This window comes from Enterococcus sp. (assembly GCF_032555305.1).
Classification (GTDB): Bacteria; Bacillota; Bacilli; order Lactobacillales; family Enterococcaceae; genus Enterococcus_A.
In genome coordinates this window covers 1-16,999 of sequence record NZ_JAWGOQ010000024.1, presented here as the reverse complement: position 1 = coordinate 16,999, position 16,999 = coordinate 1, and the positions used below count along the sequence as shown (strand labels likewise).

13 protein-coding genes are annotated in these 16,999 nt (G+C 42.3%); 3 read left to right on the top strand and 10 right to left on the bottom strand.

The features are described from left to right. Positions 1-67: 67 nt before the first annotated feature. The 6 genes from prfB to E6139_RS16095 all read right to left on the bottom strand — a co-directional run bounded on the left by prfB (position 68) and on the right by E6139_RS16095 (position 7,767). Positions 68-1,178, bottom strand: a protein-coding gene (gene prfB / locus E6139_RS16120) for a peptide chain release factor 2 (RefSeq protein WP_316404217.1) whose coding sequence is annotated in 2 segments (ribosomal slippage) — positions 68-1,105 and positions 1,107-1,178 — 1,110 coding nt in all. Because the reading frame shifts where the segments join, the coding sequence is not laid out codon by codon here. 726 nt (positions 1,179-1,904) lie between these two features. After that, positions 1,905-4,436 (bottom strand): preprotein translocase subunit SecA, encoded by a 2,532-nt coding sequence (gene secA / locus E6139_RS16115; protein WP_316404216.1) that lies wholly within the window; start codon positions 4,434-4,436, stop codon positions 1,905-1,907. Positions 4,437-4,702: 266 nt separating this feature from the next. Continuing rightward, positions 4,703-5,248, bottom strand: coding sequence for a ribosome hibernation-promoting factor, HPF/YfiA family (hpf, locus tag E6139_RS16110; RefSeq protein ID WP_316404215.1), 546 nt, complete (start codon positions 5,246-5,248; stop codon positions 4,703-4,705). Between the two features lie 138 nt (positions 5,249-5,386). Then, complete coding sequence (locus E6139_RS16105; protein ID WP_316404214.1) at positions 5,387-6,052, bottom strand: ComF family protein; 666 nt, start codon at positions 6,050-6,052, stop codon at positions 5,387-5,389. Continuing rightward, positions 6,042-7,346, bottom strand: coding sequence for a DEAD/DEAH box helicase family protein (locus E6139_RS16100; RefSeq protein WP_316404212.1), 1,305 nt, complete (start codon positions 7,344-7,346; stop codon positions 6,042-6,044). The genes E6139_RS16105 and E6139_RS16100 overlap by 11 nt, the downstream gene beginning before the upstream one ends. A 133-nt stretch (positions 7,347-7,479) precedes the next feature. Continuing rightward, on the bottom strand, positions 7,480-7,767 hold the full coding sequence (locus E6139_RS16095; RefSeq protein WP_316404210.1) for a hypothetical protein: 288 nt from the start codon (positions 7,765-7,767) through the stop codon (positions 7,480-7,482). Between the two features lie 104 nt (positions 7,768-7,871). Here E6139_RS16095 and E6139_RS16090 point away from each other — a divergent pair, with 104 nt between their 5' ends. After that, positions 7,872-8,513, top strand: coding sequence for a YigZ family protein (locus tag E6139_RS16090; RefSeq protein WP_316404209.1), 642 nt, complete (start codon positions 7,872-7,874; stop codon positions 8,511-8,513). Between the two features lie 9 nt (positions 8,514-8,522). On the opposite strand, the gene E6139_RS16085 is transcribed toward E6139_RS16090, so the two are convergent. Both E6139_RS16085 and E6139_RS16080 read right to left on the bottom strand, forming a co-directional pair. Continuing rightward, positions 8,523-9,227 carry a GntR family transcriptional regulator gene (locus tag E6139_RS16085; protein ID WP_316404208.1) on the bottom strand — a complete coding sequence of 235 codons (705 nt, stop codon included), beginning with the start codon at positions 9,225-9,227 and terminating at the stop codon, positions 8,523-8,525. Positions 9,228-9,580: 353 nt separating this feature from the next. After that, entirely contained in the window at positions 9,581-13,822 is a 4,242-nt protein-coding gene (locus E6139_RS16080) for an acyl-CoA dehydratase activase-related protein (RefSeq protein ID WP_316404206.1), read from the bottom strand. 176 nt (positions 13,823-13,998) lie between these two features. Between E6139_RS16080 and E6139_RS16075 the strand changes: the two genes are divergently transcribed. Further along, the gene (locus E6139_RS16075; RefSeq protein ID WP_316404204.1) at positions 13,999-14,607 is read left to right on the top strand and encodes a TetR/AcrR family transcriptional regulator; all 609 of its coding nucleotides are present in this window, start codon (positions 13,999-14,001) and stop codon (positions 14,605-14,607) included. 55 nt (positions 14,608-14,662) lie between these two features. Here E6139_RS16075 and E6139_RS16070 read toward each other — a convergent pair whose 3' ends face one another. Beyond that, complete coding sequence (locus tag E6139_RS16070) at positions 14,663-14,833, bottom strand: hypothetical protein (protein WP_316404202.1); 171 nt, start codon at positions 14,831-14,833, stop codon at positions 14,663-14,665. Positions 14,834-15,141: 308 nt separating this feature from the next. Here E6139_RS16070 and E6139_RS16065 point away from each other — a divergent pair, with 308 nt between their 5' ends. Next, the gene (locus E6139_RS16065; protein WP_316404201.1) at positions 15,142-16,017 is read left to right on the top strand and encodes a helix-turn-helix transcriptional regulator; all 876 of its coding nucleotides are present in this window, start codon (positions 15,142-15,144) and stop codon (positions 16,015-16,017) included. 571 nt (positions 16,018-16,588) lie between these two features. On the opposite strand, the gene E6139_RS16060 is transcribed toward E6139_RS16065, so the two are convergent. Beyond that, a partial coding sequence (locus E6139_RS16060) for a hypothetical protein (protein WP_316404199.1) occupies positions 16,589-16,999 on the bottom strand: 411 nt, incomplete at its 5' end.

Below are 16,999 nucleotides of genomic sequence, written 5' to 3'. Positions count from 1 at the left end.
TTGTTATTATAGCATGCCAACATTGCAACTGGCTTTCATTACTTTACAGTTTGATTTCATTTTGGCCTTAACCCTCTTGAGCTAATCGCCATTTCAAGTAAGCGTCAATGAAAGGATCCAATTCGCCGTCCATTACTGCCTGTACATTTCCTGTCTCATGTTCGGTGCGATGATCCTTCACCATCGAGTAAGGATGAAATACATAAGAACGAATTTGCGAGCCCCAGCCGATTTCCTTTTGTTCACCACGTAATGCAGCAGCTTCCTGCTCCTTCTTCTCGATCTCTAATTGATAAAGCTTCGCCTTCAGCATCTGCATCGCCGTTTCGCGGTTATGGAATTGCGAACGCTGTGCTTGACTGGCGACAACGGTGCCGGTCGGTAGGTGCGTGATTCGAACGGCTGATGAAGTCTTGTTGATATGCTGACCGCCAGCACCACTAGCACGATAAACATCGACCTTCAGATCATCTGGATTGATCTCGACTTCGATATTTTCATCTAATTCCGGCATCACTTCAACCGAACAAAAAGAAGTATGGCGTCGGCTAGCTGAATCAAAAGGTGAGATTCGCACTAAACGATGAACACCCTTTTCTGACTTCAAGTAGCCATAAGCATTCGTTCCTTTGATCATTAGCGTCACACTTTTGATACCCGCCTCGTCACCTGATTGGTAATCGATCGTCTCAACTGAAAATCCATGCTGCTCCGACCAGCGTGTATACATCCGCAAAAGCATCGAACCCCAGTCCTGAGATTCTGTTCCGCCAGCACCTGGATGCAATTCCACGATCGCATTATTTTTATCGTAAGGTTCATCAAGTAAAAGAGACAGTTCGAAGCCAGAAACTTTTTCCTGCAATTGACCTAACCGTTCTTCAAGTTCACTGTGCAGTTCATAGTCATATTCTTCCTGCTGCATTTCCCACATGACATTCAATTCATCGGTTTCATTTGCGATCGCTTGAAACTGGTCATATGTATCCTTTGCTGCATTGTTACTATTGATCAATGCCTGCGCCTTTTCCGAATCATCCCAAAAACCTGGAGCGGTCATTTGATTTTCCGCCTCCGCGATGTCTTCTTCTAACTGCTCTAGGTCAAAGAGACCCCCTGAAGCTTACGACCTGCTCTTGCATCGTGTCTAACAAATTTCGTATTTCTGCATTTTCCACATCTATTCCCTCTTTCTTCCGGGTAAAAAAATACCCGTAAAACCATGAATCAAAAAAATCGTACTTCAATCTCAATACACATACCATTCTGCTGAAGGTTTTGTCAACCATAAAAAAATATTTGTTACAAAATGAACCTTTAAAAAAGGTTTAATAAAACATGATTCGGATCCTGTTCTATATACGATTACGCTATGGTTTTAAGCCAAGACTCTTTAAAAATCAAGCTGTGAGAAGCAAAACTGGCAGCTAATTCGTTTTAAAGGATTAACTTTTTCAAAAAGCGAAAAAGTTAGTTTTATTTTCATCGCGCATACCATCCAACTAAACATCACGTGTCAATACTGTGTTTCAACCATTTAATTACCAGTCCAACTTTGAGAGCTGAGAAAAGTTGAACTGGCAGCTAGCTCATATTAAAGTAATCATTTTTCGAAACCCATGAAAAATGAATCTGATTCTCACTGCGCGTACGATTACGCTAAACAGTTCGTGCCTTATTTCATCAGAACATATCAACTTAGATTTCGTTCTATATCAAACTGCTAAGAAAACTGGCAGCTAATTCGTTTTAAAGCATTAACTTTTTCAAAAAGCGAAAAAGTTAGTTTTATTCTCACCACGCATACCATTTTTCTAACCCGCTAAAGCGGGAAGAAAAACTCGCAAAACAAACGAGACATAGTAGCTATGTCTCGTCCTAAGTCCGCTCTTTATCGTAAAAAACTATTGTCCTTTGCCGTGGCAGTTTTTGTATTTTTTACCACTGCCGCATGGACAAGGATCGTTCCGTCCAACTTTTTCTACATGAACTGGTTTTTGTTTCGTATGAGTCAAGTTTTTCGGATCGCCATCGGCTTCTACCGGATGTTCTTGCTGGTTTTGCGCCACTTGTTCACGTTGAACGTTTTGGCGTATTTCTGCCTTCATGAAGAGACGTGTTACTTCAAATTCGATCGCCCCAACCATGTCTTCGAACATCTTGTAGCCTTCTGTTTGATACTCAACCAATGGATTATTTTGTCCATAGGCACGCAGACCAACGGATTGACGTAATTGATCCATCGCATCGATATGATCAGTCCACTTCGTATCCACGACACGCAAGATAACGACTTTTTCAAATTCCAATAATTGTTCTGGACTTTGCAACTGAGCTACCTTCGTATCAAAGACAGCTTTCGCACGACCATACAGATAGTCTTTCATCTCTTCTGGCGTCTTGCCTTCGAAATCCGCTTTTGAGATAGAGTCCTCATGAACTAGAGTCGTTCCGGCAAAATCAGCCAACGCTTCAAGATTCCAGTTTTCCTTTTCTAATTGCGTATGGCTATCCACAACCCGTGAGATCGTCCGACGTACCATGTTCAATAAGTTCGGCGTCAAATCTTTTTCGCCCATGATAACATCTTGACGTTGTTTGTAGATAACTTCCCGTTGTTCACGCATCACATCATCATATTGCAGGACGTTTTTACGTGTGTCGTAGTTGTTTCCTTCCACGCGTTTTTGAGCAGATTCTACTTGACGAGTCAGCATCTTGCTTTGGATTACGGCATCTTCGTCTTCGACCTTCATCCGATCCAAGAAGGCTTTGATTCGTTCAGAACCAAAACGTTTCATCAAATCATCTTCCAATGAAAGATAAAATTGTGTGACACCCGGATCTCCTTGACGACCTGAACGTCCACGCAGCTGATTATCAATACGACGTGATTCATGACGTTCCGTACCAATTACGGCTAGTCCGCCTAATTCAATGACGCCTAGACCTAACTTGATATCGGTTCCTCGACCGGCCATGTTGGTAGCGATCGTAACAGAGCCTTTTTGTCCGGCGTTCATAATGATTTCCGCTTCTTTAAAGTGGTTCTTCGCATTTAAGACTTCATGTGGAACTTTTTCGCGATCTAACATGTTTGAAAGTAACTCAGACGTTTCAACGGCTACGGTACCGACCAGGATCGGTTGTCCTTTACGATGACGTTCTTTGATGTCTTGAACGACCGCATGGAATTTACTTTCTAGTGTTGGGTATAACAAATCCGCGTTGTCTTCCCGAATAATCGGGCGGTTTGTTGGAATTTGAATAACTTCGATATTGTAGATTTCACGAAATTCTTCTTCTTCCGTTTTGGCAGTACCTGTCATCCCGGCTAACTTCTTGTACATCCGGAAGTAGTTTTGGAAGGTGATGGTTGCCATCGTCTTCGTTTCGTCTTCAATCTCAACGCCTTCTTTGGCTTCGATCCCTTGGTGCAAGCCGTCAGAATAACGACGACCATCCATGATCCGTCCAGTAAATTGGTCAACGATCAACACTTTTCCTTCTTGAACCACGTAGTCAATGTCGCGAATCATAATGTAATTTGCCCGCAACGCTTGATCTAAATGGTGAGTCAACGCAGTATTTTCCAAGTCGTACAAGTTTTCCAAGCCGAAGTTTTCTTCCGCTTTTTCGATCCCTTGCTCAGTCAAACCGATTGTTTTTGATTGGATATCGATTTTGTAATCTTCATCTTCTTTTAACCGTTTGACAAAATTATCTGTCCGTGTGTATAACGCTGTAGATTTTTCAGCGGCACCAGAAATAATCAATGGTGTCCGCGCTTCATCGATCAAGATCGAATCGACTTCATCGACGATCGCGTAACTCAATGGGCGTTGAACCATCTGATTCTGATAAACAACCATGTTATCACGCAGATAGTCAAATCCTAACTCGTTATTCGTACTGTAAGTGATGTCGCAATTGTAAGCTTCTCGTTTTTCGTCAGATGTTTTTGAATTGATGTTCAATCCGACACTTAAGCCTAAGAAGTTATACAATTCACCCATTTCAGTGGAGTCACGTGTTGCTAAATATTCATTTACTGTTACAACATGGACACCTTCACCTGTCAAGGCATTCAAATAAACCGGCATCGTTGCTGTCAACGTTTTCCCTTCACCGGTTTTCATCTCAGGAATATTCCCATCGTGTAAAACGATCCCACCCATTAATTGGACGTGGTATGGATAGAGACCCAAGACACGTTTTGCCGCTTCACGAACTACCGCGAAAGCTTCTGGCAGTAAATCATCCAGAGTTTCGCCAGCTTGGTAGCGTCCTCTGAATTCTTCAGTCTTCCCGCGTAATTGTCCATCCGACAATTTTTCCATATCGCCAGAAAATTCTTCAATTTTGTCAGCGATCCCGCTTAATCGTTTCAATTCTTTTTTATCATTTTCAATCATTCGTCTCAGAAAGTTTGCCATTCGTTTATCTTACTCCTTTAATTCTTTTCATTTTCTATTTTATGATAGAAACCCGCTAGTATATTTTATCATTACTCCTTGAGAAAAGAAACTTATCATAGCGAATAAAGAACGACTTATATAATGATTAATCTTTTTTGTGAATTTCTAAAATAGCTCATGATATCAAGAATAACCCCTTGGTGGAAAACTATTGTATTCCAAAACTTTATTTTCAATGAAAATAAAAAACCTTCCAGCATCAGCTGGAAGGCCGTAAATTCAAATTAATCTGTTTCGATTAAACCATATTTGCCATCTTTACGACGATAAACGATGCTAGTGCCGTTAGTTTCAGCATCTTCAAAAATAAAGAAGTTATGGCCAAGCATGTTCATCTGTAAGACTGCTTCTTCGCTGCCCATTGGTTTCAATGATAAGCGTTTTGTCCGAACGATCTCTAATTCAGATTCTTCTGAACCTTCTGCGTTCACTAACACTTCAACTTCACGTTCAGGCACGCCCGTTTCACGAGCTTTGCGATTAATTTTTGTTTTAAATTTGCGGATCTGACGTTCTAATTTATCCACAACCAAATCAATACTTGCATATAAATCTGGTGAAGTTTCTTCCGCCCGAAGAACCAAGTAAGGTAATGGAATCGTTACTTCAACTTTTGCCGTTTTTTCTGTGTAAACTTTCAAATTGACATAAGCAGTTGCGTCCGGAACATCAGTGAAGTAGCGTTCTAACTTTCCTACTTTCTTTTCAACGTAATTACGGATAGCTTCAGTAACTTCGATGTTTTCTCCACGAACATTATATTTGAACATACGTATTGCCCCTTTCGTCTTGCCAACTGAAGAGAAGGAAGGACCACTCTTACCTCTTCTTCTTATCCCTATTATATCGAAATCTAATCCTTTTGCAAAGTAAATCGCTATCAATTTCCTAAGTAAAAACGATGCATTTTAACGTGCAAAAGTCAAGCTCTTCACCGTTTCAGCGCCATTTTCGTATAGTAATTCGGCCGCATGGAAGAGCGTCCGCCCCGTCGTATAAACATCATCGACTAATAAAACTCTTTGTTTTCTAATTTTTCCATTTGATTCCAACAATTCGAAGGGCTGTTCCATTTTTAGCCGCTCTTCCCGTGATTTTTCTGACTGGGGAGACAGCTCCTTCCGCTTCAGCAAAGGTTCAAAAGAAACCCTCGTAAAAGCCAAACAGCTGCTGACCTGATTAAAGCCTCTTTGCTCAAATCGCTCCTGTGAAAGAGGCAGCGGACAAATCAAATAATCCTGATAGTGCCGCAACATCTGCTTCAATTCAGTCGCAAAAGCCCCCCGTAGACGATAGTCTCCTGTAAATTTATAGGCTTCAATCCATTCTCGAAAGCCTTCATCGTATTGAAATAAGCTTTTATTCTCCAGCACAAAACCAAGATTCTGCCGCCATAGCCGACAATCTGAACAAAGCTCTGACGAATTTGCCCGACCGCAGCCTGGACAGGCTATCGACTGATTGATTTTGGTAAACAGCTTCTCGCAGTGATAGCATCGTTGACTGGTCGAAAAAAAGAGTTCTCGCAGAGTTAGATTCCGTGTCAGTTGCTTTTGGCAGCAGCTACATCGCATCGATCAAGCCCTCCTGCATAGCACGCTGATTATTATCTTTGATCTCCTTGATTGCAGACTTGATCGAACGAGTCATTTCGCTAGTCACAAAGAGTACCTTCGCTTTAGAAAAGTCCCCTTTGCGGTCTGCTCTGCCAGCAATCTGGACCAGTGCAGCTTTTTTGAAGACACGGTGGGAAGCCTGCAATACGATGACAGATACCTTTTCAAAGGTGACTCCCCGCTCAAGAATTGTGGTTGTCAGCAGCAATTGATACCTTCCAGCACGCATATTTTCCACCTTGACTAGACGTTCTTGGTCCTGTGAAAAAACAGTCGTCAATCTAACCTCGGGAAACATTGCCTGAATACAGTCAGCCATTTTAGCCAATAAGGGAATATTCGGACAAAAAAGCAAGACATTGTTTTCCTCTAATAGTGCAGCTATCTTCATCAAAATTTTCTTTGACAAATGTCCCGCCAGCAGATCTTTTTCTAAACGCCATGAGAATAATAGTTCAGGAACAGGCAGTGGGCGGCGATGGTATCGTGCTGGCAGATAATAAACACGATCGACTTGCTTCTTCAAGTTATCAGCAGGAGTAGCACTTAAATAGACACGTTTACCCGCCTCTCGCTGGGCCTTATCCACGGCACGATGCAGTAAGGGATCTTCTGCATAGGGAAAGGCGTCCACCTCATCGACAATCAACAGGTCAAAATAATTATGGTAGCGCAGAAGCTGGTGAACCGTACATATCACAAACTGATCCCCGGTATCCTTTCGCTCCTGTCCGTGGAAAAGACTGATTTTTTCGTTAGGAAACGCTTGGCGAAAACGCAGAAATAGTTCGTTGCAGACATCGACCCGCGGAGACGTTATAGCTATCCGCTTTCCTTGTTCTAAAAATGATTTAAGCAAAGGAAATAAAATTTCAGTTTTTCCAGCCCCTGTTACCGCCCAAAGCAAGAAGGACTGCCTATTCAATTGATCCTGCAATAAGCCCTCGGCAATATTCCGTTGTGCCGCGGAAAGTTTTCCCGACCAGCTAAGCTCAACCTTCCTAGAAAGCAACTTTTTAGCAGGAAAGAAATAAAGAAAGCTGCGGTTATCCACACGTCCCAACGCTAAACAAGCTGGACAATAGATAAAACCGGCAGGAACTTTTTCTCGAGAAACTTCTCCACAGCGCTGACAGAACCAGCCTGTTTCCCTCTCGATCATCGCAGGGACTTTTTCAGCATGCGCCAAGTTTACTTGAGGATAAAACGTCTGCCATTCATTCAATAATAATCGTTGACCCGTGATTTCCATTCATGTTCTCCTCACTAAAACGCTTTTCAAGAAGGTACGCAATTTATCAACTTTGGCTTCGACTATTTATATCTAACAGATGCAAAAAACGGAAGCACGGCAATTGATTGCCGCACTTCCGTTAATTACTTTATTATATCAACCAGCTTGATTTTACTAATTTGTTAAAGACCACGTACTCCTTGTCGAGGTTGACCTGAACGACTTCATAATTCGCGTTTAACCAGCCATAAGCACCTTTTTCAGGATGACGATAATCATTTGCCCACCAATCCAGATCTTGTCGCGCGGTTTGCGGCAAGCCGCTGCGAGGAAATAGCAACTCGTCAAATTGAGTAAAAGTCAATGTTACCTGTGAACCATTATTACTTTTCAAATAATGAGTAATTCCATCGTATTTTTTTGCACGTGTCATGCACATCCCTCACCTTCAAACAAAATCCTTCTGGCAAACAAGCCGCTAGTTGAAACTTACCCCGCTTTTCTCCTATACTAAGGTAGAGAAAATAAAAGTGAGGCAAAATCATGCTGCAAAATTATCGAACCATCAAAGAAGACAATCAACACGAAATCGAGATCAAAAAATCTCGCTTCATTTGTTTTTTAAAACGTATCGAATCCGAAGAGGAAGCCAAAGACTTCATTCAGCAGATTAAAAAGGAGCACTGGAAAGCCAATCATAATTGCAATGCCTTCGTGCTGGGCGAGCGCAGTGAAATCCAACGCTCTTCAGATGACGGCGAGCCCAGCGGAACTGCTGGTGTCCCCATGCTGGAGGTACTGAAAAAAAATGAGCTGATCAATGTTTGCGCCGTTGTGACTCGTTATTTTGGCGGAACCAAACTGGGCGCTGGTGGATTAATCCGTGCTTATTCTGGGTCCGTTGCTCAGGCGATCGCGGCAACAGGCATCGTTGAAGGTCGGCTACAGCAAGAAGTTTTCGTTAAGCTTGAATACCCCAATTGGGGCAAGATGGAAAACTTCATTACCAATGAGCATCTAGCCGTCAAAGACACCCAATTCACCGATCAAGTCGTTGTTACCTGCATGGTTGATGAGAATCAAATTGATTCCTTCGAAGCGCAAGTAACCGATCTGTTAAATGGTCAAGTCAGCTTCACTCTCGGCGAGGTCGATTACCATGAACAACTGATCCAAGAGGCCTAGCCGCTTGGATTATTTTTCTAGATAAAACTCGAAGCGGCTGCCGACATATTGGGTTCTCACATATTCAAATGGGCGTTTATCCGCTAAATAGGACACTTGGCGCAGCCGTAGAATCGCGTCCCCGCGTTTTACTGCTAAATATTCTGCGATTTGTTCCGAAGCTAGGGTCGCAGATACCGTTTGATTGGCCTGCCCAATCTCAAATCCTTTTTCCTGCAGGCTGTGGTAAAACGATTCAGTAATTTCTTCCTTACTGAAGCCTTCGATCAGCTTAGCCGGAATACTAGCGACTTCAAAACAGATTGGCAGATCATCCGCGTAACGAATCCGCTCCATCCGTAAAACCTGTTCGCCCTTTTCCAAACCTAATTTTTCCGCTTCACTGGAGCTGGCCCGTGAATGGAAGAAAGAAATTGTTTTGCTGGACGGCACTTTGCCCAAGGATTCCATGATATCGGTAAAGCTTGTGGTTCCAGTCATTTTTTCTTGGACCTTTTGGCTAGCCACATAGGTTCCTGAACCGATCTTGCGTTCTAAGATTCCCTCATCCGATAGTGTTTGGATCGCTTGCCGCAGTGTCATTCGACTGACACCAAAGCGCAACGATAGTTCTCTTTCAGAAGGCAGGCGAGCACCGACCTTCCATACACCGTTTTCAATTTCATGTTTTAACTGATCATGTATTTGAATATATACTGGCACTTGATTCGCCATACTCTGTCACCCCGTTCAATTTTCTATCCTTATTATAACTGGTATATACCTAATGTACAACAATAATCCTTTTTATCTTCGAATTGGTTCATCTTTTTCGCTGGATCATTTTTGCCGTGTCTTCATCATTTACAATAGAAAAAAGGAAATAATTTTTGTTTATTAGCCTGACATAATTCTTGGTTAACAATAGTGCAGATGATTGATAGCTAGCGAATTGAATAGGATTCAGTTTTCCAAGAATAGAAAAATAAGTCGTTTTTTGTGCGTGTTGCATCTTTCTAATCGTGGTAAAGCACGAAAAAAAAGAGCAGACCTTTTATTAATTGGTCTACTCTCGTAATTAACGATAATCAACTTTTGACTTCTTCTTTTAATTGCTTATTAGCCGTTGCCATCATCAAACGAATTCGATTCAGTTGGTTCACGATCGAAACCCCTGGATCGTAATCGATCGCGGCAATGTTCGATTTTGGAAACTGATGCCGTAATTCTTTGATCACACCTTTACCAACCACATGGTTCGGCAAACAACCAAACGGCTGCATGCAGACGATGTTGTTAACTCCGGTCTTCAATAGATCGATCATTTCACCCGTCAAGAACCAGCCTTCACCTGTGTGATTTCCGATAGAAAGAATCTTGCTGGCATCCTCGGCTAATTGATAGATCGAATGGATTCCGTTGAAACGTTCAGAGGCACGTAAAGCTCGGTCCATTGGTTTTTCAACAAATTCAATCAGCTTGATCGCCATTTCAGCCAAGTTTTTGTTTTTCTTCGGCATCCCCATGTTGTCGTATTTCCAAATCTGGTTGTACAAGGAATAGTTCATGAAGCCGATTAGATCTGGAACCACCGCTTCAGCACCTTCTGCTTCTAATAATCGCACGATATCATTATTGGCTGTTGGTGAGTATTTCACCAAGATTTCGCCAACGACACCAACTTTCGGTTTGACCTCATTTGAGATCGGCACCGTATCGAAGTCTTGAATGATTTTTTTCATATTCATGTTAAAGAGCGTCAGTGAGCCATTCCGAACATTTCCTTCGACTTTCTTCAGCCATTTTTCATGCAGTGCATCGATTTGTCCTTTTTTCAACTCATAAGGACGTGTACGGTAAACGACGCGTTCAAACAAGTCCCCGTAAAGGATCGCGACAACAATTCGTTTCAGCATTGGCAATGTGTATTTAAATCCTGGGTTGCTCTCCACTCCTTTGTTTCCAAGTGAAACAGAAACCACTGGAACCTGTGGGAAGCCCGCATCATTCAAGGCTTTACGCAGCAACGGAATATAGTTTGTTGCCCGACAGCCGCCACCGGTTTGACTCATCATGACACTGGTGTTGTTCAAATCATACTCGCCACTTTGTAACGCTTCGACTAATTGCCCGATGGAAATGATTGCTGGGTAGCATGAATCATTGTTAACATATTTCAAGCCAACATTGACCGCTTCACGATCCATCGCTGGCAAGCAAACCACGTTATAGCCGGAAGCCTCCAACGCGATATCAAACAAGCCTGATTGATGGATCGGACTAAGCATTGGCAATAGCAAAGTATGCTTCTTGCGCATTTCTTTCGTGAAGACGATTTTTTCAGGTTCTTCGAAACGTTTGACCGGTTCGTAATTTGATTTGTCCCGTTCGTTGACCGCTGCTTTTAATGAACGGAGACGAATTCTGATAGCACCGAGATTGGAGCCTTCATCGATTTTCAAGACAGTATAAATCTTGCCGTATTGATCCATGATCTCTTCCACTTGGTCCGTGGTTACCGCATCGAGTCCGCAGCCAAATGAATTCAATTGAACGAGCTCAAGATTTTTCGATTTTGCGACAACACGAGCCGCTGCATATAAACGAGAATGATAAACCCATTGATTCACCACCCGTAAATTGCCGACATCGCTTAAATGAGAGACACTGTCTTCCGTCAATACGTGGAAGCCTTCTTGTGTAATCACTTCCGCGATCCCGTGATTGATCTCAGGGTCCAAATGATACGGACGACCCGAAAGAACCACCCCACGTTCGCCTTTTTGATTAAGCATCAGCAAGGTTTCTTCGCCTTTTTGACGAACATCTTCTTTGAAGGCTTCTAGTTCTTCATAAGCATGATGCAGAGCGTTATCAATTTCATCTTGTGTAATACCCAAATCTTGGAAACAACGTCCCAATACCTTAGCTACTGAAGCTTCATTGGCTAAATTCAAGTAAGGATTGCGATAATCGACTTTGCCTTCGCGAATATCATCGACATTGTTGCGAATCACGTCAGGATAGCTTTGAACGATTGGACAGTTGAAATGATTATCCGCTTCTTTCGACTCTTCTCGTTCAAATACGACACCTGGATAGAAAATCATCGGCACGCCGCCGTCGATCAACGCTTGGATATGTCCATGGGCGATCTTCGCTGGATAACAAGCCGTGTCACTCGGAATAGTTTCCATTCCTTGTTCATAAAGCTCTTTGTTTGAGCGTGGTGATAATTTCACGCGGAAACCTAGATCACTGAAGAAGGTATGCCATAACGGATAATTTTCATACATGTTCAAGACTCGCGGAATCCCGATCTCGCCTCGCACCGCTTCCTTCTTGCGTAGTGGCCGATATTTGAATAAGCGACGGTATTTGTAATCCACCAGATTGACTTTTTTATCTTCCCGTTTAACTTTGATCCGTGCGCCGCGTTCACAACGATTTCCAGTGATGAACTGACGACCGTCGGAGAACAAGGTCACTGTCAGCATGCAATTATTTTCACATAATCCGCAGTGAGTGAATTCCTTTTCAGCTGTGAAGCTATCAATCTCCGCTAAAGAAAGGGTTTCGGTTTTTTCACCGACTTCGTAATTTTCCAACGCGATTAAGGCAGCACCAAAGGCTCCCATTAAACCAGCGATCGAAGGGCGAACAACTTCACGTCCTGTGACTAGTTCAAACGAGCGCAAGACTGCTTCATTATAGAAGGTTCCGCCTTGGCAGACAATCTTTTCTCCAAGCTCTTCCGGACGACGCACTTTGATTACTTTGTAGATCGCATTTTTGATGACTGAATAAGACAGTCCAGCAGAAATATCGCCGACAGAGGCGCCTTCTTTTTGCACTTGTTTTACTTTCGAGTTCATGAAGACCGTACAACGAGAACCTAAGTCAACTGGTGCTTTTGATTTCAAGGCAGCCTTGGCAAAATCTTCGACATTATAGTTCAACGATTTAGCGAAGGTTTCAATAAACGAACCGCACCCTGAAGAACAGGCTTCATTTAATTGGATTGAAGATAACGCACCGTCTTTGATCGTCATGGCCTTCATATCCTGCCCGCCAATATCTAAGATGAAATCTACACCTGGTTGGAAATGATTGGCAGCTTTATAATGCGCCATTGTTTCAACTTCGCCGATATCAACCTTTAAAGCATTCTTGATCAATTGCTCGCCATAGCCGGTTACTGCGGCCTTCCCAATGAAGACATTCTCTGGTAATTTCGTATACAGGTCCTTCAATACCGTCATGGTCGTTTCCAACGGTTGCCCTTGGTTATTCCCATAAAATGAATACATCAAATTTCCGCTGTCATCGATCAAGGCGACTTTTGTGGTCGTTGATCCAGCATCAATCCCTAAGAAGGCAACCCCTTCATGTTCAGCCAAACTTTTTTCTTGCGCTTGTGCTTGACCGTGACGCATCCGAAACTCAGCCAAGTCAGCTTCGTCTTCAAACAATGGCTCTAACGTATCAGAAGGAGATAAATGACCTTCTTCCGCTGTTGTTAGGCGATGCAATAATCCCTCTAAAGAGGTAACATCTGCTTCTTCTGAATAAAAAGCAGCCCCCATTGCCACAAAAAGCTGGGGATTTTCTGGAAAGATCACATTTTCCGGCGCAATATCCAACGTTTCAATAAAGCGTTGACGCAATTCAGACATGAAGAATAGCGGCCCACCAAGAAAAGCGATGTTCCCTTTGATTTTACGACCAGCAGCTAAGCCAGCAATCGTTTGATTAACAACCGCCTGGAAAATACTCGCCGCAATATCTTCCTTCGCAGCCCCTTCATTAATCAACGGTTGGACATCCGTTTTCGCGAACACGCCGCAGCGTGAAGCAATCGGATAAATCGTTTTATAATTTTTCGCTAATTCATTGACGCCATTTGCATCGGTCTTCAGTAAAACAGCCATCTGGTCGATAAAAGCTCCCGTACCGCCAGCACAGCTACCGTTCATCCGTTGCTCCAATGCCCCTTCAAAGAACGTGATCTTCGCATCTTCTCCGCCTAGTTCGATAGCCACATCCGTTTCAGGAATGATTTCCTCTACAGTGCGAGTACACGCGATCACCTCTTGGACAAAAGGGATCTCCAGCACATCTGCCAGACCCATCCCGCCGGATCCAGTGATGCTCATGGTCATTTCCTGGTTACCAATCACAGCTTCAGCTTCTCGCAGCACGCGTTCTGTGGCAGCTTTCACATCTGAAAAGTGACGTTCATACTTTGAAAACAAACTTTCATTTTGTTCATTTAAAATGACCAACTTGACGGTTGTAGAGCCAACATCAATCCCCGCTCGTAATGTCATAATTTTTCCTACCTTCCATTTTAACAACACATGTTGATTAACTTACAAAGTGTTTGTTATACTACTCACGTATATTCTAAAAACATTTCGAAGGTTATGCAATACGCAAAACCATTTCATTCGTGTGATAAGCAACAATCTACCCAATTATGTTGTCAAAATGAAAGGATTTTACCATGCCAAAAAAAATTGATCTCCGAGTAAAGCGAACCAATAAAATGATAATGGAAGCTTTTATTCATTTAGTAGAAGTAAAAGGTTACGATAATATCACTGTGCAGGAAATCGCGGATGAGGCAATGATTAACCGTGCGACCTTCTACGCCCACTTCAAAGACAAGCAGGATCTCTATGATCAAATCTTTAAACAAGCCATTGATGCCTTCGCTTCCGTACTGGATCCTGATCAAATCGTCCAAGGCAATCGCCTAAAAGTACGCAAGATTGAAATGGTATTAAAAAACATTTACGAACAAATCCAAGCAAATCGAAAATTCTTTTTAACGATTATGGATGCGTCGGGTAATGAAATCTTGCGCAAAAAAATCGCAGAAATTCTGGACGAAAAGTATTCCCATATTTTTAAACGATTAAAGATCACTGAAAACGACATCGAAGTCCCGCTAGATTTTATCATCGAGTACATGACCTCAATTTTTGTCGGTACCCTTCATTGGTGGATCACGAGCGAGACAGATATGAGCGCGGACAGTCTTTCAAAACTGGTGATCAAATTAGTTGGCAACGGACATCTGACGATTTTAGGGATTGAGATCGATCATTAAAAAAGAAGCGCCCAGAAGAAATAATCTGGGCGCTTCTTTTTCGATAGTTACTTGATTAATGATTTTTCGCTTTCCATTTGATCGTATGGCGAGTTGGACGAACATTTCGCACACGGGGAGCTTGTCCTTTTTCTTTTGTTACTTCTATTGTACTATCTTTGATCGTACTGTAAATTTTTGCCACCGTATCGGTCAGCATTTCCTTCACTTCTTCTACTTTCCTCACAATTATCGACTCCTTTCTGATTCAACTAAAAAAATCCAATGACCATTGTGCCGATGATTTCTCTTAATAATAAATGATAGCAACACGACTAATAAAATTTATCACATAGCACAACCTATACCCTTTACTTAACTTTAGCGCATTTTAAAAACAGCAGCAAGTGAGAGAAACTTTCTTCGCTCATTTTTTTGAGAAAGCTTGATTTATCAAGACTCTACGCAAAGTAGAATCACTTTTTCACTGGATTTCATACCCATTTCCCTGCTAATCCGCTATGCTAGATTTATCAACAAGAAAGAGGAATTGAAATGGGAAATTTTTTAGGGAAGCAATTAAGAAATTATCGGCAGCGAAATGAACTGACGCAGAAACAATTAGCGAATATCTTGTATGTATCGGATCGAACAGTTTCCAAATGGGAACGTGGGGCCGGGTACCCCGACATCGATACGTTAAAACGCATCGCGCAATTACTAGATCTTTCGCTGGACAATTTGTTAAATGAACGTGAACCAGAATTATATTTTGAATATCGCTCGGCAACAATTTTATTCAACCTGCCTTTACTGCATATCATCATTCCAAATCTTTCAGAGCTGTTGTGGCACAATCGTCAATTTGCACTCAGTACGTTGCGCCATAAAAAGCAATTAATTCCAACAGCACACGGCATATTCAGTATCGGCTTTTTCTCATCAGGAATTTTTTCATTAGGTGTTTTTACTAAAGGAATTCTTTCTATCGGATTCTTATCCTTAGGCATATTTTCAGCAGGCGTCTTAACACTAGGAATTGTTGCCGCTGGAAATCTAGCCATAGGTGCGATCGCGTTGGGAAATCTAGGTATCGGATTATTTACTTTCGGCAATCTTGTCGTCGGTTTCTTCGGATTGGGAAATTTTGCTTTAGGTTATCTTGCTATCGGTAACAAAGCCTTTGGCGCTTATACCAGCATATTGCCGGAGCATAGTAATCTTCCCGAAATCTCTAAAGCATTTGCTGAAATACAGCAACAAGTACCCGATGCTATTCGCAAACTAATCCTTGAACCTTTTTTATCAGTGACGCAAGCATCGCTATTTCCATATGCCGCATTATCGTTTGTTCTTTTTCTAGTCTTTCTATTTTGTCTCATCGGCTTCTTTGGTATTCAAAAAGTACGACGCAATCTTACTAATCAATAATCCTGAAGCGACTGAAATAAAAAAATAGCCGAATGACTGCTCGCTATCACTTATGATAACAAAATGTCAATCGGCTATTTTTTTGATTAACTGTTCTGGTGGATTGTTAAAAAAAGCGCCACAATTTGAACACATCGGAAAATAAAACAATTTGATTTGTCTTGATAAATTGAACAGCACAAAGAGATATGCCTTTCAGCATACCTGCGAAATAATTATATGTGCTGAATCCATGACAAATAAACCTGCTGCCCATTCAGTACTCGTACAGCGATACTTTAGCAATCTAAGAGAGAGCATCCTTCTGGTGAAGAATCCCGTTCGTTATGAATGATCGCCGCAAATTCTTTGTGAGTTGAAATCAACGTGATCCTCTACTCAAGAACCAGATTAGCGCGCACTCCTCTGATTTCTTTTTGGATGATTCACTTCGATGTTCTTCAAAAGAATCCACGGCCCTTGTCGCCTAGATCGCCCTGTTGAGTCATCCAGAAGGGCAGCTTTAATACGCCGGAGGTACTACAGCCAATCCGCGGTAATTGGCTGGTACGGTCCTTAGGTATTTATAGATTTATTCTAGCCACCTTCGTTTTTTCAAACGGTCCCAGAGGCTCTGTTTTTCTCGCTGGTCCTGTGGCGGCGAGGCGTTGGCTTTCTCCTCTATCTCTTCTTTGAGCTTCACCAGCAGCTCGATACGGACAGGATTCTCCTCATTGTGGATGTTCGCTTCAATCGGCTTGCCGCCCTCCGGCACTTTAGAGACGATTAATGCGCGTTTCTGTTCTTGAAACAGATGATTCAGCTTGAAGCCCAATGGTAATTCCAGCACTTGTTTCAATACAGTCGGTTCGACCATTTTCTCTTCAACGACAGTTAACTTGAACTCTTCAAACGATGGTTTTTGCTGTTCACTAACGACTACGTGCTCGTCCATTACCTGCGTGTTCACAGGCGCAGCTTCTCCCACGGTCACTTCAATCAC

Excerpts from the sequence above, each read along its gene's own strand:
- E6139_RS16105 (WP_316404214.1), bottom strand. The coding sequence starts at position 6,052 with ATGCGATGTAGCTGCTGCCAAAAGCAACTGACACGGAATCTAACTCTG.
- E6139_RS16075 (WP_316404204.1), top strand. The coding sequence starts at position 13,999 with ATGCCAAAAAAAATTGATCTCCGAGTAAAGCGAACCAATAAAATGATA.
- E6139_RS16065 (WP_316404201.1), top strand. The coding sequence starts at position 15,142 with ATGGGAAATTTTTTAGGGAAGCAATTAAGAAATTATCGGCAGCGAAAT.
- secA (WP_316404216.1), bottom strand. The coding sequence starts at position 4,436 with ATGGCAAACTTTCTGAGACGAATGATTGAAAATGATAAAAAAGAATTG.
- hpf (WP_316404215.1), bottom strand. The coding sequence starts at position 5,248 with ATGTTCAAATATAATGTTCGTGGAGAAAACATCGAAGTTACTGAAGCT.
- E6139_RS16085 (WP_316404208.1), bottom strand. The coding sequence starts at position 9,227 with ATGGCGAATCAAGTGCCAGTATATATTCAAATACATGATCAGTTAAAA.
- E6139_RS16090 (WP_316404209.1), top strand. The coding sequence starts at position 7,872 with ATGCTGCAAAATTATCGAACCATCAAAGAAGACAATCAACACGAAATC.
- E6139_RS16100 (WP_316404212.1), bottom strand. The coding sequence starts at position 7,346 with ATGGAAATCACGGGTCAACGATTATTATTGAATGAATGGCAGACGTTT.
- E6139_RS16080 (WP_316404206.1), bottom strand. The coding sequence starts at position 13,822 with ATGACATTACGAGCGGGGATTGATGTTGGCTCTACAACCGTCAAGTTG.
- E6139_RS16095 (WP_316404210.1), bottom strand. The coding sequence starts at position 7,767 with ATGTGCATGACACGTGCAAAAAAATACGATGGAATTACTCATTATTTG.